At 65.3% G+C, this 22291-nt stretch carries 25 protein-coding genes and 1 pseudogene; 12 read left to right on the forward strand and 14 right to left on the reverse strand.

Going from position 1 to position 22291, the window contains the following annotated elements:
- Positions 1-8: 8 nt before the first annotated feature.
- The gene (locus tag ACFVTD_RS10850; RefSeq protein WP_387562219.1) at positions 9-1100 is read right to left on the reverse strand and encodes a hypothetical protein; all 1092 of its coding nucleotides are present in this window, start codon (positions 1098-1100) and stop codon (positions 9-11) included.
- A gap of 310 nt (positions 1101-1410) precedes the next feature.
- Positions 1411-2214: a family 16 glycosylhydrolase gene (locus tag ACFVTD_RS10855; RefSeq protein WP_387562222.1), complete on the reverse strand. Its 804-nt coding sequence runs from the start codon at positions 2212-2214 to the stop codon at positions 1411-1413.
- A 271-nt stretch (positions 2215-2485) separates the two neighbouring features.
- On the opposite strand from ACFVTD_RS10855, the gene rpsF reads away from it, so the two are divergent.
- The 6 genes from rpsF to ACFVTD_RS10885 all read left to right on the forward strand — a co-directional run bounded on the left by rpsF (position 2486) and on the right by ACFVTD_RS10885 (position 7498).
- Positions 2486-2791, forward strand: coding sequence for a 30S ribosomal protein S6 (rpsF, locus tag ACFVTD_RS10860; RefSeq protein WP_015939036.1), 306 nt, complete (start codon positions 2486-2488; stop codon positions 2789-2791).
- 74 nt (positions 2792-2865) lie between these two features.
- Positions 2866-3441, forward strand: a complete 576-nt coding sequence (locus ACFVTD_RS10865; RefSeq protein WP_141158852.1) for a single-stranded DNA-binding protein — start codon at positions 2866-2868, stop codon at positions 3439-3441.
- Positions 3442-3565: 124 nt separating this feature from the next.
- Complete coding sequence (rpsR, locus tag ACFVTD_RS10870; RefSeq protein ID WP_003800144.1) at positions 3566-3805, forward strand: 30S ribosomal protein S18; 240 nt, start codon at positions 3566-3568, stop codon at positions 3803-3805.
- A gap of 17 nt (positions 3806-3822) precedes the next feature.
- Positions 3823-4275 carry a 50S ribosomal protein L9 gene (gene rplI, locus ACFVTD_RS10875; RefSeq protein WP_141158853.1) on the forward strand — a complete coding sequence of 151 codons (453 nt, stop codon included), beginning with the start codon at positions 3823-3825 and terminating at the stop codon, positions 4273-4275.
- Between the two features lie 184 nt (positions 4276-4459).
- Entirely contained in the window at positions 4460-5086 is a 627-nt protein-coding gene (locus ACFVTD_RS10880) for an FMN reductase (RefSeq protein WP_387562226.1), read from the forward strand.
- A 156-nt stretch (positions 5087-5242) separates the two neighbouring features.
- Positions 5243-7498 (forward strand): Ig-like domain-containing protein, encoded by a 2256-nt coding sequence (locus ACFVTD_RS10885; RefSeq protein WP_387562229.1) that lies wholly within the window; start codon positions 5243-5245, stop codon positions 7496-7498.
- 67 nt (positions 7499-7565) lie between these two features.
- On the opposite strand, the gene ACFVTD_RS10890 is transcribed toward ACFVTD_RS10885, so the two are convergent.
- Together ACFVTD_RS10890 and ACFVTD_RS10895 are read right to left on the reverse strand one after the other, a co-directional pair.
- Entirely contained in the window at positions 7566-8132 is a 567-nt protein-coding gene (locus ACFVTD_RS10890) for a hypothetical protein (RefSeq protein ID WP_387562682.1), read from the reverse strand.
- 2 nt (positions 8133-8134) lie between these two features.
- Positions 8135-8452: a hypothetical protein gene (locus ACFVTD_RS10895; RefSeq protein WP_387562232.1), complete on the reverse strand. Its 318-nt coding sequence runs from the start codon at positions 8450-8452 to the stop codon at positions 8135-8137.
- 646 nt (positions 8453-9098) lie between these two features.
- Between ACFVTD_RS10895 and dnaB the strand changes: the two genes are divergently transcribed.
- Complete coding sequence (dnaB, locus tag ACFVTD_RS10900; RefSeq protein WP_331323972.1) at positions 9099-10481, forward strand: replicative DNA helicase; 1383 nt, start codon at positions 9099-9101, stop codon at positions 10479-10481.
- On the opposite strand, the gene ACFVTD_RS10905 is transcribed toward dnaB, so the two are convergent.
- Both ACFVTD_RS10905 and ACFVTD_RS10910 read right to left on the reverse strand, forming a co-directional pair.
- Complete coding sequence (locus ACFVTD_RS10905) at positions 10478-11494, reverse strand: acyl-CoA thioesterase (protein ID WP_387562235.1); 1017 nt, start codon at positions 11492-11494, stop codon at positions 10478-10480. The two genes, dnaB and ACFVTD_RS10905, sit on opposite strands and share 4 nt — an antisense overlap.
- Positions 11495-11620: 126 nt before the next feature.
- Positions 11621-12058 (reverse strand): DoxX family protein, encoded by a 438-nt coding sequence (locus ACFVTD_RS10910; RefSeq protein WP_387562238.1) that lies wholly within the window; start codon positions 12056-12058, stop codon positions 11621-11623.
- Between the two features lie 109 nt (positions 12059-12167).
- On the opposite strand from ACFVTD_RS10910, the gene ACFVTD_RS10915 reads away from it, so the two are divergent.
- From ACFVTD_RS10915 to ACFVTD_RS10925, 3 genes are all read left to right on the forward strand, one after another.
- A complete protein-coding gene (locus ACFVTD_RS10915) occupies positions 12168-13520 on the forward strand; it encodes an MATE family efflux transporter (RefSeq protein WP_387562241.1) in 1353 nt (450 codons plus the stop codon).
- 68 nt (positions 13521-13588) lie between these two features.
- The gene (locus tag ACFVTD_RS10920) at positions 13589-14179 is read left to right on the forward strand and encodes a hypothetical protein (protein WP_387562244.1); all 591 of its coding nucleotides are present in this window, start codon (positions 13589-13591) and stop codon (positions 14177-14179) included.
- A gap of 100 nt (positions 14180-14279) precedes the next feature.
- Positions 14280-14636: a hypothetical protein gene (locus ACFVTD_RS10925; RefSeq protein WP_387562247.1), complete on the forward strand. Its 357-nt coding sequence runs from the start codon at positions 14280-14282 to the stop codon at positions 14634-14636.
- Positions 14637-14674: 38 nt separating this feature from the next.
- On the opposite strand, the gene ACFVTD_RS10930 is transcribed toward ACFVTD_RS10925, so the two are convergent.
- Complete coding sequence (locus ACFVTD_RS10930; RefSeq protein WP_387562250.1) at positions 14675-15220, reverse strand: CGNR zinc finger domain-containing protein; 546 nt, start codon at positions 15218-15220, stop codon at positions 14675-14677.
- A gap of 71 nt (positions 15221-15291) precedes the next feature.
- Here ACFVTD_RS10930 and ACFVTD_RS10935 point away from each other — a divergent pair, with 71 nt between their 5' ends.
- Positions 15292-16326 (forward strand): DMT family transporter, encoded by a 1035-nt coding sequence (locus ACFVTD_RS10935; protein ID WP_387562252.1) that lies wholly within the window; start codon positions 15292-15294, stop codon positions 16324-16326.
- A 100-nt stretch (positions 16327-16426) separates the two neighbouring features.
- On the opposite strand, the gene ACFVTD_RS10940 is transcribed toward ACFVTD_RS10935, so the two are convergent.
- Complete coding sequence (locus tag ACFVTD_RS10940) at positions 16427-16690, reverse strand: WXG100 family type VII secretion target (protein ID WP_110545130.1); 264 nt, start codon at positions 16688-16690, stop codon at positions 16427-16429.
- A gap of 211 nt (positions 16691-16901) precedes the next feature.
- On the opposite strand from ACFVTD_RS10940, the gene ACFVTD_RS10945 reads away from it, so the two are divergent.
- A complete protein-coding gene (locus ACFVTD_RS10945) occupies positions 16902-17174 on the forward strand; it encodes a DUF2277 domain-containing protein (RefSeq protein ID WP_387562255.1) in 273 nt (90 codons plus the stop codon).
- Positions 17175-17196: 22 nt separating this feature from the next.
- Here the strand turns inward: ACFVTD_RS10945 and ACFVTD_RS10950 are convergent, their stop codons facing one another.
- The 6 genes and pseudogenes from ACFVTD_RS10950 to ACFVTD_RS10975 all read right to left on the reverse strand — a co-directional run.
- A complete protein-coding gene (locus ACFVTD_RS10950; RefSeq protein WP_387562258.1) occupies positions 17197-19482 on the reverse strand; it encodes a heavy metal translocating P-type ATPase in 2286 nt (761 codons plus the stop codon).
- 28 nt (positions 19483-19510) lie between these two features.
- Positions 19511-19750, reverse strand: coding sequence for a heavy-metal-associated domain-containing protein (locus ACFVTD_RS10955; protein WP_387562261.1), 240 nt, complete (start codon positions 19748-19750; stop codon positions 19511-19513).
- Between the two features lie 51 nt (positions 19751-19801).
- Entirely contained in the window at positions 19802-20161 is a 360-nt protein-coding gene (locus tag ACFVTD_RS10960; protein WP_387562264.1) for a metal-sensitive transcriptional regulator, read from the reverse strand.
- A gap of 300 nt (positions 20162-20461) precedes the next feature.
- Positions 20462-20974: a universal stress protein gene (locus ACFVTD_RS10965; protein ID WP_387562266.1), complete on the reverse strand. Its 513-nt coding sequence runs from the start codon at positions 20972-20974 to the stop codon at positions 20462-20464.
- A gap of 80 nt (positions 20975-21054) precedes the next feature.
- Complete coding sequence (locus ACFVTD_RS10970; protein WP_387562269.1) at positions 21055-21819, reverse strand: class F sortase; 765 nt, start codon at positions 21817-21819, stop codon at positions 21055-21057.
- Between the two features lie 102 nt (positions 21820-21921).
- Positions 21922-22291: pseudogene (locus ACFVTD_RS10975) on the reverse strand (hypothetical protein); the annotation flags it as partial.

Genomic DNA, 22291 nt, shown 5'->3' on the forward strand with positions numbered 1-22291 from the left:
TACCCCTTTCAAGCCTGCTCGTCGAGGACTGAAGGCAACAGTTCCTCAAGGTGCCGGACAATGTCGTCCGACGCCTGGTCCGCCGAGTATGCGGCCGGAACCTGCAAAAGGTGGCAGGGACGCCCATCCAGCGCCTTGTTCAGCACCAGTCCCTTGGCTGCGAAATGCTCCCGCCACGGGACCACTGACGTGGCCGCCAGGCCCGTCACCACCCGCTGCGAGAAACCGGCCATCTCGATGTGGAAGTTTCCAATCATCCGGTCGACCATCCAGTCACTCGTCCGTTCGAGGATCCTGGACCGTGCGCCGTCGTAGCGTTCGATGTAGATCGAGGCTGCCAGTGGGGCCTTGGTGGTGACTTCCCGCCCCGGGAATGCGGCCTCGGGCGTAACCATCCGGTGTTCGGGCGACCAGCGCCGGGAGAAGTCCGCCAGCCGCGGATAGCGAATAACGAAGGGGTGTACCACCGTGGTCAGCCGGCCGACGGGGCCGGAGAACCTCGAGGGCACGAGGGGTTTCCGGGCGCCTTCGAAAAGGTGCGGGTAGATGGCGCGGTGGTGCGGTTTGATGAACATCGGCTTCGCGTAGCCGAGCAGTGTGGCGTCCTCGGCGAGGAATGCCCAGTCGTCTCCCATGAACGACCATCCCTCGCGCCGCATCAGTTTCGCCGCGGTACTCGTCTTGCCGGTACCTCCTGCAGCGGGAAGGGCGATCGCGTGGCCACGGTACGCCATCGTTGCTGCGTGGATCATTGCCGCTCCGCGGGCCACCATGGCGGCATCCAGGACGGGTACAACCGTGGTCAGGAGTTCACCGGGCCCGTGGATCCGCCAGTGGTCTGCGTCCCGGACCACCTGGACCCGGTCGGCCTGGAACCGGACGCTGTTGTCTGTGTAGGCCAGTTCGTGCTCAACATGGCCGGCATCCGGCATCGGCTCCGGCTGGTCGTCGACGACGATTTCAGCCTGCCGTTCCGTATCTGACGCGAAACAGGCCAACATGCTCTGAAGCTGCTTCGCCGCCGGTGCCTTCGCGTCCACGTTGATCGTGACGCGGCCATGAATGTCGAAGTACAGAGACTTCGCCCGCCTGTTGCTCATGGTCCTCCCCTGTCTGATTGGTGTCAGCCGTGGTTTCCGTACCTGGGTTCAAGCCCGCCAGTGCCCCTACGCGGATTCGAAAACCCCGGCGTGCGACTCCGCCGGCAGAATCGAGCGTAGGGTAGGTCCGCTAGGTAAACACCGGTAGTAGGTACTCGCTTTTGCACCGGGCCCTACGTGGGGAAAATCGCGGTTAGGCGGGCGATAGGGGTGGAGGGACAGCGCACCGGACGCCGTTAGGTACCTTAGGGGTTGGGGTCCGCGGGGTACTGGGTATAGGGGGTACCTATTCCCGGGGACGCGTACGCTCCTACAGGCGAGGACTGCCTGCAGCCGGGTAGACGCGGACCCAGTCAACCCGCATCTCACCAGGGCCATCGGCGGTGACATTGTCAGGGAACCAGTCGAGCTGAAGTGTCTGGTGCATCGAACCAGGAGGCTGGTGCGCGGAATCATGGTCTTCAAACCACTTCACGCCGTCGACGTAGCCCACGATGGCATCGGGGGTCCAGTCGACGGCATAGTTGTGGAACTGGGTCAGGTCCAGGGCCCTGGACACTGACGTCTTCGAGTTCGAGCACCCGTAGTGGTGGAAGAAATTGATCAGGCCCCAGTTACCCGTGGTCTCCATGTAGTCGACTTCGCCATCGCACGGCCAGTTCCCACTGTCCGGCCACAGGATCGCGACCATGTGGTAGGCATCGTCGCCGGAACCGGCCGCCCGCACCTCCCAGCGGCCGTACTTCTGCCGGCCAAACTTGGCACTCATGCCGGCGGAAATACCGTCAGGTGTTCCATTAATAACCATCTGGGAACCATCAACCGTCACCTGCGCGGGGCTGCGGACGCCATTGCCTGCGTGGCCGGAACTATCGTAGACAGACCACTTCGAATCGTCCGGTTGACCGGTGTAGTTGAACTCGTCGCCAGCTATCGGCGCACCCCAGTCCAGCATCGCGGCGGCCGAGTCGGCCACTGGCGTAACCGCGCCCGGCCCGGCTGATGACGGATCCGCGCCCGGGTCCGCCCCGTTGGCTGCCGGCTGCGCAGGAGGGGAGGAGCAGCCGGACAAGAACATTGCCGCCACGCAGATGGCAATCAACTGTCGACGCATATGTCAGATGATAGGGCCCGGGCTCTACGGTGCCTATGCCAGGGGCTTCCACCGTTTTCCACATAGCCGCCATGCCCGGACCCGACCGGCATCCGTACTGTCTAGCCTTGGGTCAAGGGTGAATCGCCTATCGGGTCCAAATGCACTAAGATAGTGAAGTCTGTGCTGCGTCCTGCCCCGTTCCGGTGGCCGGGCATTGCGCGGAATCGCAAATGAACCTCCTGTTACGGAAATGCCGTAACCGCTTAGCCCAAAGGAGGTGGGTTCACATATGCGTCCTTACGAATTGATGGTAATCATCGACCCCGAGGTCGAAGAGCGTACCGTTGAGCCGTCGCTTCAGAAGTTCCTGAACGTCATCACCAACGATGGTGGAACCATCGAGAAGGTTGACATCTGGGGCCGTCGCCGCCTCGCTTACGACATCAAGAAGAAGTCCGAAGGTATCTACGCCGTGGTGAACTTCACCGCCAAGCCGGAAACCGCCAAGGAACTTGACCGCCAGCTGTCTCTTAACGAGACCATCATGCGCACCAAGATCACCCGCCCCGAAGAGCAGAAGGTTGTTGCTGAGTAATTCGGCACCATTCTTCATTCTTTACCCCCGCAGGAAACGCACTCTTCACCCAGGATCGAACAAGGAGGCAGTAGATGGCAGGCGAGACCACCATTACGGTCATCGGTAATCTCACCAATGACCCGGAATTGCGGTTCACACCGTCAGGTTCGGCAGTAGCGAACTTCACCATCGCTTCCACCCCCCGCACCTTTGATCGCCAGTCCAACGAGTGGAAGGACGGGGAAACCCTGTTCCTCCGCGCCGCTGTTTGGCGTGAAGCAGCCGAGAACGTCGCCGAATCCCTGACAAAGGGCATGCGCGTCATCGTTACCGGCCGCCTGAAGAGCCGCTCCTACGAAACAAAAGAAGGCGAAAAGCGCACCGTTATCGAGCTTGAGGTCGACGAAATCGGCCCCAGCCTGCGCTACGCCAATGCCAAGGTAAACCGCACCCAGCGCTCCGGCGGACAGGGTGGTGGCGGCTTCGGCGGCGGCAACAGCGGCGGTGGCTTTGGAGGCGGCAACTCTGGTGGAAACCAGGGCGGCAACTCCGGTGGAGGCTGGGGCGGCGGCAACCAGCAGGCTGCACAGGACGATCCCTGGGCTACGCCCGGTGTGTCCAACGCAGGCGGCTGGGGCAACGGCCCCGATTCCGAACCTCCCTTCTAAAACCTAAACAACGGCCCGGCGCCGGGGCTGCCAAGGTGCGTGATGCACCCGGGCACTGCCGCCGTCGGACCACCACCATCCCGTGGATCAATATCCACGGGCTCCCTAGAATAGGAGCTCCACGATGGCTAAGGCTGAACTCCGTAAGCCCAAACCAAAGTCCAACCCCTTGAAGGCCGCTGACATCACTGTCATCGACTACAAGGACGTAGCATTGCTGCGCAAGTTCATCTCCGACCGCGGCAAGATCCGCGCCCGTCGCGTCACTGGCGTCACGGTGCAGGAACAGCGCAAAATCGCACAGGCAATCAAGAACGCCCGCGAAGTTGCCCTGCTGCCTTACTCCGGCGCTGGCCGCGGCTAAGGAAGGGATTAACTAACATGGCAAAGCTCATTCTGACCCACGAAGTCACCGGTCTCGGTGCTGCTGGCGATGTTGTCGAGGTCAAGGACGGTTACGCACGTAACTACCTGCTGCCCCGCAACTTCGCCCTGACCTGGTCGAAGGGCGGCGAGAAGCAGGTTGAGTCCATCAAGGCTGCCCGTGCCGCCCGCGAGCACGCTTCCCTGGAAGATGCTCAGAAGCAGGCCGCTGCACTGTCCGCCAAGCCGGTCAAGCTGGTCGTCAAGGCCGGCGAGTCCGGCCGCCTGTTCGGCACCGTCAAGCAGGGCGACGTTGCTGACGCTGTTGAGGCCGCAGGCCTTGGCAAGATCGACAAGCGCAAGGTTGAACTGCCCGCCCACATCAAGTCGGTTGGCACCTACCAGGCCAACGTCCGCCTCCACGCTGACGTTGCCGCTGTGATCGAACTGGACGTGGTGGCAGGAAAGTAATTTCCCCACTCCACGTCAAGACCCCCGTTGCCGGATTCCGGCGGCGGGGGTCTTTCGTATTTTCGGCTCCGGTGGATTCCATCTGCCTCCGCGCGTGCCTTCGGGAATACTTCACCGCGACCCAGGGTTCAGGAGTATAGATGCAAACGCATGTATGATGGATTGAACGAACCAGGAGAATGCCATGGAAACCCGCCGCATCACCGTCCTCTCCGCAGGCCTCGGCGTACCTTCGTCGAGCCGGCTGCTGGCTGACCAGCTTTCGGCGGCCGCCACACGGGAGCTTAGGGCAGCCGGTTATGAGGTGGCCGTGGATGTCGTCGAGCTCCGCGACCTCGCCGTAGATATCGCCAACAACTTCGTCACCGGCTATGCAGCGCCGCGGTTGTCGGAGGTCATCGCGGGTGTTGAGGCATCCGATGGAATCATTGCCGTCACCCCCGTATTCAGCGCCTCCTACAGCGGACTCTTCAAGTCCTTTATCGACGTCCTTGATCCCAAGTCGCTTGACGGCAAGGCCGTCCTGGTCGGCGCGACTGGTGGAACCGACCGGCACCAGATGGTCCTGGACTACGCAATGCGGCCGCTGTTCAGCTACCTGCGGGCCCGCTTGGCCGCCACCGGAGTCTTTGCAGGTCCCCAGGACTGGGGAAGCGCAGAGGAAGGTGGAGCATCCCTCGCTGACCGGATCGACCGCGCAGCCGGGGAATTCACGCGCCTGCTTGAGGGGCCGCAGCCGGGCCGGAAGGACCTCCCGCTGGAGTCCCTGCCATTCGAGCAGTTGCTGGCCGGTATTTCCGGCAACGCCTGACACGTCCCGAGTCCGCGCGGAGCCGGGAGTCCATCGGTTAGGGGCTGTTGCTGCTGGGGTTTAGGGGGCACACCGGGGGTTGTTTTTGCTACCGCCACCCCGAACACTGAACAAACTGGGGATTGGCGGAGTTTTCGACACCGGGGAGTGACGTTGATGGACCATCCACTATCCAAATCCGGCCAGCCCGCGCAAAGCCCGGGCACCTTGTGGCCGTACTTCTGGCGGCGGAATACCGGCGCGGGCGGGCAGCGCCCGTCCGCGCCGGGAAAAGCAGGGTTGCAGGCGCTGCTGGCTGCAATGCTCCTCGTTCTTGGGGGCGGCCTTGTGGTACCGGTTGCGGCATCTGCCGCTACGGGTGACGTGGGCGTCGAGGGGCCGTCGCATTCGGGAACCGGGACGCCGACTGGTACCAAGCGACAGTCGAATTCACTGTGGTTCAACGACGGGATCTGGTGGGGAAACCTTTGGGACGCGGGCAGTTCGAGTTTTCGAATTTTCCGGTTCAACCCCGCAACCAACGCCTGGTCCAGCACCGGTGTGGTAACGGAGTCCCGGGCGAACACCCATCACGACGTGCTGTGGGACGGAAAGACGTTGTATGTGGCGAGCTTTAAGTTCGTCAATGACGGGCTGCCGGCCGAGCCAAACTTCCCCACGACGATGCGCCGCTACAGCTACAACGCGAGCACCAAGACGTACACCAGCCAAGGGTCCACGCAGATTAACAACCAGAAGACCGAGACCCTCTCCATCGACAAGGACTCTACCGGCCGGGTGTGGGCCACCTGGCAGCAGGGGAACCGGATCTACCTGAATGTCACCGGGACGGATGGAGCGACGTGGGGGACGCCGTTCCCGCACCCCGCGTCGTTGAGTAACGTGTCCGTGGACGACAACTCGGCTGTAATCGCATTTGGTGGAAACAAGGTCGGCGTGATGTGGAGCCGGCAGGTCGGGGACGCAACGGACGGCATGTACTGGAGTGTTCACGCTGACGGGGACGCGAACTCGTCCTGGACCACCCCTGTAGCGGCCGTGAAGGGGCAGCGCAGCGGCGACGACCACATGAACCTAAAGTGGCTGGATGCCTCCTCTGACCGCGTTTTCGCTGCCATCAAGACATCCTTCACGTCAGCGTCCCAGCCTTTGATCCAGCTGCTGGCCCTTGATACTTCGACGTCGGCCTGGTCCGCGACGACGATCGCAACGGTGGCGGAGTGTCCCAACCGCGTGATCGTCCTGATTGACGAAAGTACGCAGATGCTGCGGACCTTCGCCACGTACCCGAAGCCGAGTGGAACGACGAACGCGGGCGTCTGTACAAGCTCGGGCGGCGCAATCTACGAGAAGTCCACGCCGCTGAACAAGATCAGCTTCACCACCACCAAGACGGCCCGCATCGTTGACGCCGACCAGTACGTCCACAACGTAACGTCCACCAAGCAGAACCTGAACAGTTCCGCACGTGGCACGGCCAACAGCGGTCTCCTTGTCCTCGCCGACGTGAACGCCACCAGCCGGTACTGGCACTTTTACGATGGGAGTGGCGGGAGTGGTGGAACCCCACCTCCAGCTGATACGACCGCACCAACGGTGACGGCCACGTCTCCGGCCTCGGGTAGCACCGGTGTGACGGCCGCGGCCAACGTGACTGCGACCTTTTCCGAAGCGATGAACGCCTCGACGGTGACACCAAGTACTTTCACCCTCCAGGCGGGAACGTCGGCGCCCGTAGCGGCCGCTGTGTCCTACGACAGCGCGACTAACGTGGCAACGCTGAATCCGAATGCGGATCTGGCGGCGGCCACGGTCTACACGGCTACCGTCAAAGGGGGCAGCAGCGGGGTGAAGGACGGCGCGGGCAACGCCCTGGCAGCGGACAGGACGTGGACCTTCACCACTGCCCCTGCCTCTGGGGGCGGAGGAACGGGGCAGACCGTGACGCTCACCGCAACGGCCGACACCTACGTGTCGAGCGGGGCGGCAGGAACGAACTATGGAACGTCCACCATGCTGGGGGTTGATAACAGTCCGGTGGAAGTTGCATACCTGAAGTTCGACCTCACGCCCTACGCCGGCAATACGATCCAAAGTGCCACGTTGCAGTTGGTCAGTGCCGGAAGCGGCTCGACCGGCAAACAGAACGTCAAACTGATAGCGGACGACAACTGGACCGAGACCGGGGTGACCTATAACAGCCGTCCCGCGCTGGGAACCAGCATCGGAACCCTGGGGCCGACCGCGACCAACACCAGCTACAGCGTCCCGCTCACGTCTGCCGGACTGGCCGGTGACCTGGGAAGCCAGCTCTCGCTGGGGCTCGACACCAGCAGCAGTGATGGCCTGGACCTCAATTCCAGGGAGGCCGGCAGCGCGGTGGCGCCTAAGTTGGTCCTCACGCTGGGTTAGCCATCCAGGTAAGAGTCGGGGCCCGGCCGTCCAGGACGGCCGGGCCCCGACGCGCTGGGACTGGCCGCTAGTCGTCCAGCAGCGCGATGAACTCCCGCGCCTGCTTGAGTGAGATATCCGAATGACGCGTCAATGCGGTGGCCGCCGCCTCCGTCTCGCCGCTCCGTGCCAGAGTCCGGATCCTGCCGTAAATCTCGTCGTTAAGCATGTTGCTGCTTACCTCCCGGGTGACATCGCCTTTGCTGGCAATTGCCCGGTAGCGGTACGGGAAGCGCTCTGGCTCGTCGTCGTCCTCCTCCGGGACCTGAACCGGCTCCTGGGCCTGGTAAGGCTGGGGGTGGGCCGCCATGGCGCCGACGGCGTCGCGGGAGGCCCGCAGCCCCTCGCCGGTGGCCTCGTAGTAGAGCTTGATGGCGGCCATGGCCTGGCCCTGGGCGATCAGGGCATAGATCCGCCGGTGCTGGTCCTCAGACAAGCGGCCCGCGGCTGCCCGGGCCAATTCCTGCGATGTGGCAGCGGCCGGGGCCGGGGCTGTGCCGCGCGTTGCCCTGCGCGTGCGGGATGCACGGTAGGCCAGGATGACCCCGGCAACAACCGCGAGCAGGATAAGGACCGGGACCACAAGGGATTCCATTTTCACGTGCCGTTCTCTGTTCTTCCTGGCCTTGGCCAGGTGCGGTCGCTTTGCTGGCTGGCCGCACGGATATATTCCTGCTGCTGGTTGTGCTGCTGGGCGTTCTGGCTCGGGTGGGTAACGGCGGCCAGGCGGTCGCGGGCGGCAGTGGCCGCCTGGACCTGGGCCGCGTAGTGGCGTGCCGACCGCTCGGCAAGCTCGCGCTGGTACTTTGCGGCCTCCGACAGCCCGGGATCGCGCGGCCGCAGCGCGGTGGCGACGCCCCACAGGAGGGCCACCAAAACAATCGCCGGCAACAGCACCAGCAGGAGATCGCCCATACCTAGAGCCTAATCCAGATCAGGTTTATCCACAGCAATATTCACCGCCCCGCATACAGGGCCACGTGGGCGTCCGTCAAACTCCCGGACCGGAATATGAGGAGCGCCACGGAGTCCGGACTTGGGCTCATCCAGGGCCGTTCCGCGCCTCCCATCCCGGCGGATGCCACCCAGTGCCTGTGGATGAAATTCCGTACAAGAAATATTTACTCCACATGCTGACGTGAGTGTTTCCGCAGGTCAAAAGCATGCGATGCGCGAAAAAAAATTTGTATCCACAGGCTTCCCCACAGGCTGTGCACAAGCTATGCCGCATACTGCACAGGTTATCCACAGAGTGCGCGGCTTGCCGGCTTTGCGGCAGACGCCATGCCGGTTAGCGTAGCGGGGTACCTGTTCTCCGGGGCCGAAACAGGATGCCTGTTCCGGCCATTGGGACCCCGTCCACGCCTCCCTCCACAACGCTTTGTGGAAAAGCTGTGGATATTGGGGATAACTCCGGTCAAGGAGCTGATTTCCGGAACTCCGGCACGTGATTGTCAGGGCCTGCGGGTAGACCTGGACGGGTGGCGGCTCCGGATATCGGAGGCCATGAACAGGATGGATCACCGGACTGCACACCCGGTACAAATGGAGGACGGCAGCTTTGTCAATCGCGCATCTGGACCCTGTCGAGGCAACCCGTGGATCGGACGCGAGCCGGAAGCCGCCGCAGGACATCGCGGCCGAGCAGTCGGTCCTGGGCGGAATGATGCTGTCCAAGGATGCCATCGCGGACGTTGTCGAGATCCTCCGCGGCCAGGATTTTTACCGCCCCGCGCACGAGACCATCTATGAGGCCATCATCGACCTCTACGGCCGCGGCGAGCCCGCGGATGCCGTCACGGTATCCGATGAACTGACCAAGCGGGCCGAGATCAACAGGATCGGTGGGCCCGCCTACCTCCACGAACTGATCCAGACCGTCCCTACTGCCGCCAACGCCGGCTACTACGCCGAGATCGTGGCCGAGCGGGCGGTGCTTCGCCGCCTGGTCAACGCCGGCACCAAGATTGTCCAGCTGGGCTACGGTTCCGATGGCGAGGTGGAGGATCTGGTCAACCAGGCCCAGGCCGAGGTCTACGCCGTGGCCGAACGCCGCACCGCGGAGGACTACGTGGTGCTGAAGGACGTCATGGAGTCCACGGTGGACGAGATCGAGGCGTCCGGCCACCGCGGGGAGGGCATGACCGGCGTCCCCACAGGCTTCTACGAACTCGACGAGCTGACCCACGGGCTGCACCCCGGCCAGATGATTGTCATCGCCGCGCGCCCCGCCGTCGGTAAGTCAACCTTCGCCCTGGACTTCGCCCGGTCCGCGGCCATCAAGAACAACCTCTCGACGGTCATGTTCTCCCTCGAAATGGGCCGTAACGAGATCGCCATGCGCCTCTTGTCCGCCGAGGCCACCATCGGGCTCCAGGACCTCCGCAAGGGAACCATCAAGGACGAACAGTGGTCCAAGATCGCCACCACCATGGGCCGCATGAACGATGCCCCCTTGTTCATTGACGACAGCCCCAACATGTCCCTCATGGAAATCCGGGCCAAGTGCCGCCGCCTCAAGCAGCAGCACGACCTCAAGCTGGTCATACTCGACTACCTGCAGCTCATGAGCTCGGGCAAGAAGGTGGAGTCCCGCCAGCAGGAAGTTTCCGAGTTCTCCCGGGCGCTGAAGCTCCTTGCCAAGGAACTCCAGGTCCCCGTTATTGCGCTGTCACAGCTGAACCGTGGCTCGGAACAGCGCCAGGACAAGCGCCCCATGGTGTCTGACCTCCGTGAGTCCGGGTCCATCGAGCAGGATGCCGACATGGTGATCCTGCTCCACCGCGAAGATGTCTATGACAAGGAATCACCCCGTGCCGGCGAGGCGGACATCCTGGTGGCCAAGCACCGTAACGGCCCCACCAAGGACATTGTGGTCGCCTTCCAGGGCCACTACTCCCGCTTTGCCAACATGGCGGGCGACGCAGGCGGTGGAGGCTTCTAGGCGCGTTCGCGCCCAGCGCGGGACCCGGGGCTGCCGTCGGCCCCAGCTGCCGCGAGAAGGTGGTTCGGCAGGCGGTTTCCCGGGGCTGTGCCCCGGATTTCCAGGAGTTCCCGTGCGTGGGCATGCAGCCGCTTGTCTTCATCGCTGACCGGCACCCAGGCGGGCACCGGCACCGAGTTACCTTCGTCGTCGCGCGCCACCATGACGGTGAGGCAGTAGGTGGTGAGGTTCAGCTCCCGGCCCTTGGGGTCCCCGGATCGGACGTGGACGGCGATGTGCATGCCCTTGGTCCCGGTGTAGACCAGGCGTGCTTCCACTTCCACCACGTGCCCGATCAGCAGCGGCCGGTAGAAGCGGACACCGCCGGAGAACACGGCCACTGTATCCCGTCCGCAGTAGCGGGAGGCGCAGACGTAGGCTGCTTCGTCGATCCATTTCATGACGATGCCGCCGTGGACCTTCCCGCCCCAATTCACGTCGGTGGGAGCGGCCATGAACCTCAACGTCACGCGTTCGGCGGTGCCGGCGTCCGTATATTCCTGCCGGTTCATGGCTTCCACAATCTGCTCGCGGACCTTTATACGAGCCAGGGCATGGTCCCGCTGCTCAATCTCGGCGGGGGTGGCGGGTTCGAACTGCTGAACCGGGATCGGCTTGCCGTCCTCGCCGACCGCCACGAAGATCACCATGCACTGGCTCCGCATCGTGGCCGGTCCGCCTTTCGGGTCGCCGGAGGAAACCACGGTGCGGATGTGCATGGAGGAGCGGCCGGTGTAAACGATGGTGGCCTCCACTTCCACCATGTCGCCGCTGTTGACGGGGTCGGCGAAATGGATGTTTCCCACATAGGCCGTCACGCAGTAGGACTTCGCCCAGCCCACCGCCGCGGCGTAGGCGGCCTTATCCACCCACTCGAGCACCGTGCCGGCATCCACTGAGCCACTGTGGCCCACGTCGGTGGGGGCGGCGAGGAAGCGGAGGGTTACGGAGTTGGGGCGGCCGGTCTCAGTCATGCTGCGATCCTACTGGCGGCCCCGGTTACCGGCCGGTTGGCGCTGCAACAATGCGAAGAGCAGCTTAAAGTCCGACGGCGGCAGGCACCTTGGGTGGCCTGCCGCCGTTCGTGGCGCGGGGAGGGGCTAGGCGAGGACTGCCAGCCGGGACTCCGGGCGGCGGCCGAAGAGGGCGCGGTCCACGGACAACCGGCCGGCTCCTGTAAGGGCCAGGGCGAAGGAGGCCGCTGCCAGCAGGAGGACGAGTTCGTAGCCTCCGTTTGCCGCGAAGACGCCGGCGGGGGCATGTACCAGGAACAGTGCGCCCAGCATGTCCACCACAAGGAGGGCGGCCACGACGCGGGTCAGGATTCCCAGGATCAGTGCAATGCCGCCCGCCAGTTCGAGGACGGCAACCGCGGGCGCCATGACGTCGGCCGCCGGAACGCCCATCTTGGCGAAGGAGGCCTGGGTGCCGGCGATGGTCCATTCATTGAACTTCTGCCAGCCATGGGCTGCGAAGAGGAAGCCGAGGATGATGCGGAGGGCGGCGAGGGCAGTGGTGGTCAGTGCTGACTTGTTCATAGTTCCACTGTTCCGGAATTAAAGTTGAAGTGTCAACTAATACTTCATACTTGTGGTCTTTGTCATGCCCGCAGGGGTCCCGGGTACGGCCCCCGGCTAGGCTGGCAACGTGCCCCAACAACCTGCCCTTGCCGCCGTCTCCGGCAGCCGCGGTCCCGCCCGCGAGATTCTCCGCCTCGCCGTCCCCGCATTCGGGGCGCTGGTGGCTGAACCCCTGTTCCTGCTGGCCGACTCCGCGATTGTGGGGCATCTTGGTGTCGCCCAGCTCGCAGGCGTGGGGCTGGCATCTGCGGTGCTTCAGACCGCCGTCGGGCTCATGGTCTTCCTGGCGTACTCGACGACGCCCGCCGTGGCCCGCGCGATCGGGGACGGGCAGCTCGGCAAGGCCCTGGCGGCAGGGCGCGACGGTGTGTGGCTGGCCACGCTCCTGGGCGTGCTGCTCGCCGCCGCCGGCTTCGCCGCGGCCGAACCGCTGATCGACCTGCTGGGCGCGGAGGCCAGCGTTCGCACCTTTGCCATCGACTACTTTCGCTGGTCCATGCCTGGACTGGTGGCTATGTTGCTGATTTTCGCCGGCACCGGTGTCCTGCGCGGACTGCAGGATACCCGGACCCCGCTGGTGGTGGCCACGGCCGGATTCGGCGTCAATATCCTGCTGAACCTATGGCTTGTCTACGGGCTGGGCTTGTCGGTCACCGGTTCGGCGATCGGCACCAGCCTCGCCCAGTGGGCCATGGCTGCGGTCTATGTGGTGATGGTCCGCCGGAACGCCGTGCGGCACGGCGTCAGCCTGCTGCCGAGCTGGCGGGGTATCCGCAGCATGACGCGGGTTGGTTCCTGGCTCATGCTGCGCACGCTCAGCCTCCGGGCGGCCATCCTCGCCACGGTGGTGGTGGCAACGGCCCAGGGCGAGGTCAACCTCGCCTCCCACCAGCTGGCCATGACCATCTTTTCCTTCCTGGCGTTCGCTTTGGACGCCCTAGCCATCGCTGCGCAGGCGCTCATCGGCAAGGAACTCGGTGCCTCCAATGCCGGCAGGGCACGCCTGCTGACCGGAACCATGACCAGGTGGGGCGGCGGGTTCGGCGTCGTAACGGGCCTGCTGCTGGCTTCGGTTGCCCCATGGGTGGGAGCCCTGTTCACGACGGATCCACAGGTGCAGTCAGTCCTCACCGTCGCCCTCTGGGTGCTGGCCGCCGGACAGCCCATCGCCGGCTACGTCTTTGTGCTCGATGGTGTGCTGATCGGTGCCGGGGATGCCCGGTACCTGGCCCTCGCCGGGCTGGTGAACATTGCCATCTACCTGCCGCTGCTGGCCTGGGTGGGACTCTCCGGTGCAACCGGCGCGGCAGGCTTGGGGTGGCTGTGGGCGGCTTTCGGCGTGGGATACATGGCCGCGCGGGCACTCACCCTGGGCGTGCGCGCCCGGTCCGACCGCTGGATGGTTCTGGGCTCCGCCTGAATGGAGTGCAGGACGCTGACCAGCAGGACCCGGTTCGACCTTCCAGCAGCCCCCACTAAACTGGACCGGTGACGATACCTTCCATCCCCGCGGGCGCTGCCCGGGGAACTGCCCCCCGTATCGACCTCTGGAAGCCGGTCCTGCTGCGCTCGGCTGCTGCGCTGGTGTTCGGCGCCGTGACGGTTTTTTGGACTGCGCCTTCGGTCGAGGTCATGGGTTGGGCCGGCGGCCTCTACCTTTTGGCGACCGGCGTGCTGTCCCTCCGGAGTGTCCCGGCAGCGGGTTTCGCCCAGAACTCTGCCCCCGGCAAGCTGCTCTCCGCCGGTGGTGCCGTCCTGGCCGGGGCCGGTTTTGCGGTGGTCCTGCTGCACAGCGACCTGTTATTTGCAGTCATCGCCGCGCTGGGGCTGGGCGTAGCCGGTGTCCTTGAGCTTGCCTGCGGCCTGCGGCACCGGGGGCGCCACGTTCTGGCCCGGGACTGGATTGCGTCGGGCATCATCGGGATCGGCACGGCCATCCTGCTGCCGTTCTTCGTCAATCTCGGGGCGCATGCCCTGCTGGGCGTGGCCGGGGGAGGGGCCATCATTTCCGGCGTCCTGTGGGTCCTGTCCGGCCTGACCCTGCGGCACGATGCCCGCACCGGCGCGGGAAAGCCGTAAACTAGGAAGAGCACCCTTCTACTTTCTGTAGAAAATTCGGGGTGCAACACCGGAATTTGTGAACCAGGCGGCCGTACGCCGCCTGCAGGGAGGAACCACTGTGGCTGACCAGCATCCAGGAAAACCGCGCAAGCTGCGGACCTCGGTGAAGGGGCCGCTGATGTTCTCGGCGTTCTGGGCCGTGGTCGCCTTCGTTGCGGTGCTGATCTTCGCCTCCGGGGGAAGCGCCCGGGCGCCCCGCTTCGACCTCGCCTTCACGGCCGCCGGCATCGCCTTCATCGTGACCCTAGTCATCGCCGCGATGCTGTCCATGAGCTACAAGGAGAATGCCGAACACCTGGGCAAGGGATCGGGCGTCAACCTGAGTTCGGCCCCCAAGGCATCCCCCCACGGAGGGTCCGGCAGCCAGACCCCGCCGGCACCAGGCGACGGCATCGACGGAACGCCCCAGCGCTAGGGCCAAGCAGGCGCACAGCCGAACGCTGCCGGCGCCTCCTAATTCGCTGCCGCCTGCCTGGCCCGGTAGGCGGCCACATGCGCCCGGTTGGCGCAGTTTCCGGTGTCGCAGTACCGCTTGGACCGGTTGCGGCTCAGGTCCAGCACCGCGGCATCGCAGTCCTCTGATTCGCACGTTCGCATCCGGTCCATTTCCTTGCCGCGGATCACGTCGGCAAGGGCCATGGCTGCCTCGGTGCTCATCCGGTCCGCCAGGGGAGCGTCCGGTGCCGTGGCGTGAAGGTGCCAGTCCCAACCGTCGTGCTTCATGAGCTGGGGCAACGCGTTCGCATCCCGCAGCAGCCGGTTGACGGTGTCAACGGCCGCGTCCTCATCCGCTGTCCACACTCCCGCCAGCTCACGGCGCAGCTGCAACACGCTCTCCCGTTCCGCCTCATCCCGGCTGCGGCCTCCCGAAAACCCCTCAGCGGCCAGGAAGGCGTCCAGGTCCTCGATCGTGGCCAGCCCCTCCCTGCCATTCGCGGACGTGTTGATGAGGTTCACCACCGTCCGCAGCGCAACTTCAGTGTCAGGGGCGAAAACCATGTTGACTCCTTACAGTGCCTGGGCGTAGTGTCATGAGCATTACCCCACTTTACTCCTGACAGGAGGCGACGGTGCCTGCCGCCAAAAACCACATTCCCACCACGGAACTGCCCGCTGGGCGCCCCGGCTTCCTGGCATCGGGCCTGGGGATTGCCTTGTTCTCCTCCGCAGTCTTCGGCCTGTCCGGATCCTTTGCCAAGTCATTGCTGGAGACCGGATGGTCGCCGGGAGCTGCCGTCACCGCCCGCCTGACGGGCGCAGCCCTGATCCTTGCACTGCCCGCCGCGTTCGCGCTCAAGGGCCGCTGGCACCAGCTGAGGGACAACTGGCTCACCATCGTGCTGTTCGGGCTCATTGGCGTGGCGGCATGCCAGTTGTTCTACTTCAACGCGGTGGCACGCCTGTCCGTAGGCGTGGCGCTCCTGCTGGAGTACCTGGCCCCGGTAATCATCGTCCTGTGGCTCTGGGCCGCGAGCCGCCGGCGCCCCCGGCTGCTGACCTCCGGCGGAACCCTGCTGTCCCTGGCCGGGCTGGTGCTGGTCCTGGACCTCACGGGCGCCGTCAAGGTGGATCTGGTGGGGGTTCTTTGGGGCATGGCGGCCGCGGTTTGCCTGGCCATCTACTTCTTCATCACCGCAAAGGAAAACGACACCCTTCCTCCCATCGTGCTGGCCTCAGGGGGGCTCATGACGGGCGCTGCCGTGATGTGGCTTGCCGCCGCCACCGGCCTGCTGCCCATGGCCTTCAGCACGGCGGACACCACCCTTGGACCCTGGACCACCCCGTGGTGGGTGTCCCTTGCCGGGCTTGTGGTGCTGGCTACCGTCTTGGCCTATGTTTCCGGCATCATGGCCGCCCGCGCCCTTGGTTCCAAGGTTGCGTCCTTCGTGTCGCTCACCGAAGTCCTGTTTGCCGTCCTGTGGGCATGGCTGCTGCTCGGGGAACTTCCCGGCGCCATCCAGCTCCTCGGCGGAGTCCTGATCGTCGGCGGGGTCGTCCTGGTCCGGCTAGACGAGCTGCGCACCCCGGCGCCCGCCGGCGCAGCGGGCATCCCCGTCCAGGCGTCGCCGCTGGAGCACGCGAACGACGTCGAGCCCGTCCCTTAGGCACGCGCGTAAAGCACGCGCGCCCCGCCGTCGAACCGCAACACCAAAAAGGGCAGGGACACCGCATGGTGTCCCTGCCCCCGCCAGGTGGCGGTAAAGCCTAGTGGGAGGCCTGGCTCTGCTCTTCGGCGTTGCGCTTGGCCTGCGAGCCGGCTTCCTTCAGTGCCTCGGCAACCTTGGTCAGCATCGCGGTGTGGGTTCCGGACCACTCGTTGCGGAACTTGGTGGCGTCCGGACCTTCCCAGTTGGTGCTGCTCAGAACCTTCGTGAGAGTGGACTTCTGCGTCTCGATCTCGGACGCACCTGCCTGAAGCTTGCTGCCGAGCTGGCGAAGCTGCTCAACGTCTGCACCCCAAATAGCCATCAGTTTCTCCTTGTTAGGTGTGTGGATCCGAACCAGATCGGCATCCCCAGCGGCCCCCCGGCTCATCCGGAAGATCCATTGCCTAAAACCTATCCCGGCCCCCAAGCAGTGTCGATGGGCAGCCCTGCCCATGCCGGGCTCCCCATGGACGCCGGGTGAAGACCATGAAAAAGGGTCGATCCCAAGCGTTGGAAGAGCCTAGCATGGCGTTATGTGCCGGAATATCCGAACCCTCCATAACTTCGAGCCGCATGCCACGTCCGAGGAAGTGCACGCGGCCGCGCTGCAGTACGTCCGCAAGATCAGCGGCAGCACCAAGCCGTCAAAGGCCAACCAGGAGGCCTTTGACGACGCCGTCCACGAGATCGCCCACATCACGCAGCACCTGCTGGAATCCCTGGTAACGCAGGCGCCGCCCAAGGACCGGGACGCTGAAGCAGCCAAGGCCAAGGCCCGTGCCGCAGTGCGTTACGGCGCGGCCTGACCCTTGGGGTTAGCCGCCGTTGCTACCTGCCGAAGCTGCGCAGCCGCAGCGAGTTGGCCACCACCAGGACCGAACTGGCGGCCATCGCTGCGCCGGCAATCATCGGATTGAGCAGCCCGAGGGCGGCCACCGGGATGCCCACCGCGTTGTAGAAAAACGCCCAGAACAGGTTGGTCTTGATGGTGCCCAGGGTCTTCCGGGACAGCTCAATGGCCTGCGCCACCTGGGCCAGGTCGTTGCCCATCACCGTCAGGTCCGCGGCCTCGATGGCCACATCCGTGCCCGACCCCATCGCAATTCCCAGGTCGGCCTGCGCCAGGGCCGCGGCGTCGTTGACGCCGTCCCCGGCCATGGCCACCGTGGCACCCCCGGCCTGCAGCCTCCGGACTGCCTCGACCTTTCCTTCGGGCAGGACGCCGGCGTAGACGTCGTCCGGAGCAATCCCGACGGCGGCAGCCACCTGGGATGCGACCGCGGCGTTGTCACCGGTCAGCAGGATGGGCCGCAGGCCCAGAGCCTTCAACCGGCGGACGGCGGCCGCGGAACCTTCCTTGACAGTGTCCCGGAGGCTGATGATTCCGGCGGCCTTCCCATCCACGGCGACGCAAATAGCCGTTGCCCCGCCCTGTTCAGCGGATGCGAGCATGGCCTCCTGGCCGGCGTCCAGGCCGATCCCGTTTTGCTTCAGCCAGCCGCTGCGCCCGGCCATCACGGACCTGCCCTCCACGGTTCCCGACACTCCGCCGCCCGGGGCCGAACTGAACCCCTGCACCGCTGGCAACAAGCCGGCGTCGCCCGTTGCGCGTGTGGACGAGGCTGCGGGAACGGCTGCGGCGGCTGCGATGGCGCGGGCCACTGGGTGCTCCGAGGCGGCCTCGACGGCGCCTGCCAGCCGAAGGATGTCCTTGGCCTGGAAGTCGGGGAACGCTGCCGTGGCATCCACGGCCAGGACGCCGGTGGTGACTGTTCCCGTCTTGTCCAGGAGGATGGTGTCCACGGTGCGGGTGTCCTCAAGGACCTGCGGCCCCTTGATCAGGATGCCAAGCTGGGCGCCGCGGCCGGTGCCCGTCAGCAGGCCCACGGGCGTGGCAAGGCCCAGGGCGCAGGGGCAGGCGATAACCAGGACGGCGACGGCGGCGGTGAACGCTTGGCGCACGTGGTCCCCGTCCGCGGCCGGCCCGGCGAACAGGAGCCAGAGCACGAATGTCAGCACCGCCAGCGCCAGGACCACCGGTACGAAGACGCTGCTGATCCGGTCCGCGAGCCGCGCGATGGGCGCTTTCCCGGTTTGGGCCTGCGACACCAGCCGGGCCATCTGTGCCAGCGTGGTTTCGGTACCCACCCGGGCAGCCCTGACCAGCAGGCGGCCGGACGTGTTGATGGTGGCACCGGTGACACGGCTGTCCGGGCCCACCTCCACCGGGACTGATTCACCCGTGACCAGGGACGCGTCAACGGCTGACGTGCCGTCCACCACCACGCCGTCAGTGGCAATTTTCTCTCCCGGCCGGACCACCAGGAGGTCGCCCACCTGCAGCAGGTCGGCAGAAATTTTCTCCTCAGTGCCGTTGCGCAGGACCGTGGCGTCCTTGGCGCCCAGGTTCAACAGGGCCTTGAGGGCATCCCCGGCCTTTTGCTTGGCATTCGCCTCCAGGTACCGGCCCAGGAGCAGGAAGGTGGTGACAACGGAGGCCACCTCGAAGTACAGGCCGCCCGCCATTCCCTCCATGCCCGGGTGTTCGGTCATTCGTGGGTCCACCAGCAGCTGCCAGGCCGAAAACAGGTAGGCCGCCGCCACGCCAAGCGATACCAGGGTGTCCATGGTGGATGCCAGGTGCCTTGCGTTGATGGCCGCGGCGCGGTGGAAGGGCCACGCCGCCCATGTCACCACTGGAAGCGCCATCGCCGCTGCCACCCAGCCCCAGTTGGGGAACTGGAAGGCCGGGACCATGCTGACCAGGAACACCGGGACGGTGAGGACGGCTGCCAGGATGAGGCGCGGGCGGAGTTCGGCGGCGGGGATGGCGGCAGGTTCCGTGGCCGTACTTTCGCCACCCGTCGGCCGCTGCGGGCGTACTGTCGCCTGGTAGCCGGCCGCGTTGACAGTGTCCACGAGTTGTTCGTCGGTGATGCCTGCCGGGACTGTGACGTACGCGGATTCCAGCGGCAGGTTGACCGTTGCGGCCACGCCGTCGAGTTTGCCGAGCTTCTTTTCCACCCGGTTGACGCAGGAAGCGCAGGTCATCCCCTCGATGTCGAGTTCGACGACGCGGGTACCCGGCGGGTGGAGCAGTTCCTGGTGGCTCATGGTCAGCTTTCCGGTGTTGGGAGGGTAGTCAGGCTTCGTTGGCAACCACCAGGTAGCCGGCCTCGGCTACGGCTTCGCCGATTTCCGCGGGAGACAGTTCCTTGCCCGAGGTGATGGTCACGGTGGAAATGCCGCCTGCATTCAGGTCCACGTTTACTGCTTCAACGCCTTCAAGGGCTTCGAGTTCTTCGCTGACGGCCGAGACGCAGTGCCCGCAGGTCATGCCGGAGACGCTGATGGTCGTGGTGGTGGGGGCGGAAGTGCTCATGGCTTGCTCCTTCGTTGGGCCGGCGGTGGCCGGGGTGTGTTGGTGGTGGCGTCAGCGAAGCAGCCGGCCGATTGCGTCGGCAGCTTCCTTGACTTTGGCATCTATGGCTTCGGCGCGAACGTCCGGATCCGGTTCGGAGGCTGCCCCCACGACGCAGTGGCCGATGTGTTCCTCGACCAGACCAAGGCTGACGGCGTGCAGGGCCTTGGTGACGGCGGCGACCTGGGTCAGGATGTCGATGCAGTACTTGTCCTCATCCACCATCCGGGCTATGCCCCGCACCTGGCCTTCGATGCGCTTCAGGCGGCGGAGGTAGGCATCCTTGTTTCCCGTATATCCGTGCTCGGGGGGAGTGCCATCCTCCGAGGCGGGCCGTCCAGTGGCCGCGACAACGTCTTCGATAGCGTTCATGCAGTCAACATATACCCCTTAGGGGTATATCCACAACTACCCCCTGGGGGTATCTGGAGTGGCAGCGAATTCCTGTCCGCAGGGCACAAAAAAGCTCCGGAGTGCGTTATTGGGGGATACGCACTCCGGAGCAGCTTTTGGGCAATTCCTGCTTCCACCTGGGTGGATCGGCCTTGCTTGATTCAGCTTACTGGCTGGTACGGCACGGCGCCAGCACCCTGAATAACTACTTTCGCTTTACTTAGCCGGCACCCTGAGGGCGGGTTTTTCCCCGCCGCCCGGACGACTCATGGCCGGTCCTCATGGCCGGTCCTCATGGGCGGGCATCCGGTAGGGGACCACCAGTACCGGCCGGCTCTGGTGGTGGCTGAGCCAGGTTGCCACGGAGCCGCTGAGGGCTTCCGAGAGGCGATGGGTGAATCCCCGTTCCGAAGTCCCCACAATGATCAGGGGCGCGTCCATTTCGGCGGCCAGCTGCCCGAGGGCGCGGGCAGGGTCGCCGGTGAGGGTGCGGAAGGACCATTCAGGAGGTCCGCCACCTGCCGGCAGCCCGTCCAGGGTGGACTGGACCTGTGCTTTCAGCTCTTCAGTCAGTGCCAGCATGTCGTCATCCGCATCCTGATGCCGGGACAGTCGGTGGGCGGACCGGGCCGGATCCCACTCCACGAGGTAGCTGGCTTCATCCACGTACGCGCAGACCAGGGTCGCCCCCAGCCGGGCAGCGAGGGTGGCCGCAGTCTGGATGACCTCCGGGTGCTGTTTCGGCACGATGCCCACCAGGAGGGGAGCCCCGTCAAAGTGTTCCCACGTCATGCTGCCCATTGTCCGCCAACCGAAGGCGGTGTGAACAGGTACGTTCGCCCGGGCGCGCCATAGGGGTGCCCTGCCGGGTGCTAGGGGGCAGCGGGGGAAGCGGTGACCACGACGTTCTTGCCCCAGGGGTCCTCGGTAAAGCAGCTGATGAGGACCAGGCGGTTGGGCACCATGTCCCACACGGCGCTGTCCTTGAGGCCGGACTTCACATACGTGGCAACGCTGTCCACGTGGTAGCTGATGGTGCCGGCCGCAGTTTCAACATCAAACCGGTCACCAACGGCCGCTGCCGAGCTCAAGTGGTTGAAGGGGGCGTCCGCCCCTTCCCAGCTGTGTCCTATGACGTAAGTGGTGTTGCCTGATCCCTGGCCCGGAGTGCCAAAAGCCGAAAGCCAATAGCCGTCTTTGGTGGCGGGGGGCTCGATGGTGCGGCTGGCCTGGGCTTCACCGTCCAGGTCAAGCGGATGGAGGGGCACGTCGAAGGCGGCGGCCGGGTAGCGGATGTGGATCGGCTGGGCAGCCGGCGGCAGGACTGGGCCTGCCGGCGCTGGATTCTCCACGGGCTGGAGCTGGGCACCCGCGGTTGCGGTGGCCTGCGGCATGCCGGTCCCCGCCATCGGGGCTCCTGCCCCGGCAGGCGCAGCGGCGGCGCGCATGCCGGGAGCCGAAGCGGAAATGCCGGGGACCGTCAGCAGGGGTGCCTCGTGGAAGAGGGGCGCACCTGCCGTGAAGGACAGGAAGGTAAGGACACCGCAGCAAAGGATCGCTAGATCGCCTTTGTTCCACTGCTGCCAGGTGGTGATGCGTCGCCCGGGCGCTGCGTGCCGGCGTCGGTCCTGTGGCATGGCATGTCCTCAAGGGTGGTCGGTAAAAAGGAAGGAAGGCGCCCTGCCGGGCACTGGCAGGGCGCCTTCCTTGTCTCTAAGCCACCGGAGTGGCGGATCGTACTAGCGGGTGGTGTGCAGTGGACGTGGCCGACGGCGGATACCCACCAGTGCCCCTGCGGCAGCCAGTGCTCCGAAGCCAGCAAGCCAGCCGGGTGTGCTGTCAGCCTCCACCGCTGTCTGGGCGTTGTAGCCTTGGTTGGTTCCCACGCTGACGGGCGCTGCGGCCGGAGCAGCTTTGGGGGCTGCCTTGGGGGCGGCCGCCTGGGTCAAAGTCGCCGGGACATTGGTGTTGCCGCCGCCGGTGTTGTCGGTCCCGCCGCCGGTGTTGGAGCCTCCGTTGTCGGTGCCGCCGCCGGTGTTGGAGCCTCCGTTGTCGGTGCCGCCGCCGGTGTTGGAGCCTCCGTTGTCGGTGCCGCCGCCGGTGTTGGTT

Origin of the sequence: Pseudarthrobacter sp. NPDC058119, assembly GCF_042884655.1 — a bacterium.
Taxonomy (GTDB): domain Bacteria; phylum Actinomycetota; class Actinomycetes; order Actinomycetales; family Micrococcaceae; genus Arthrobacter.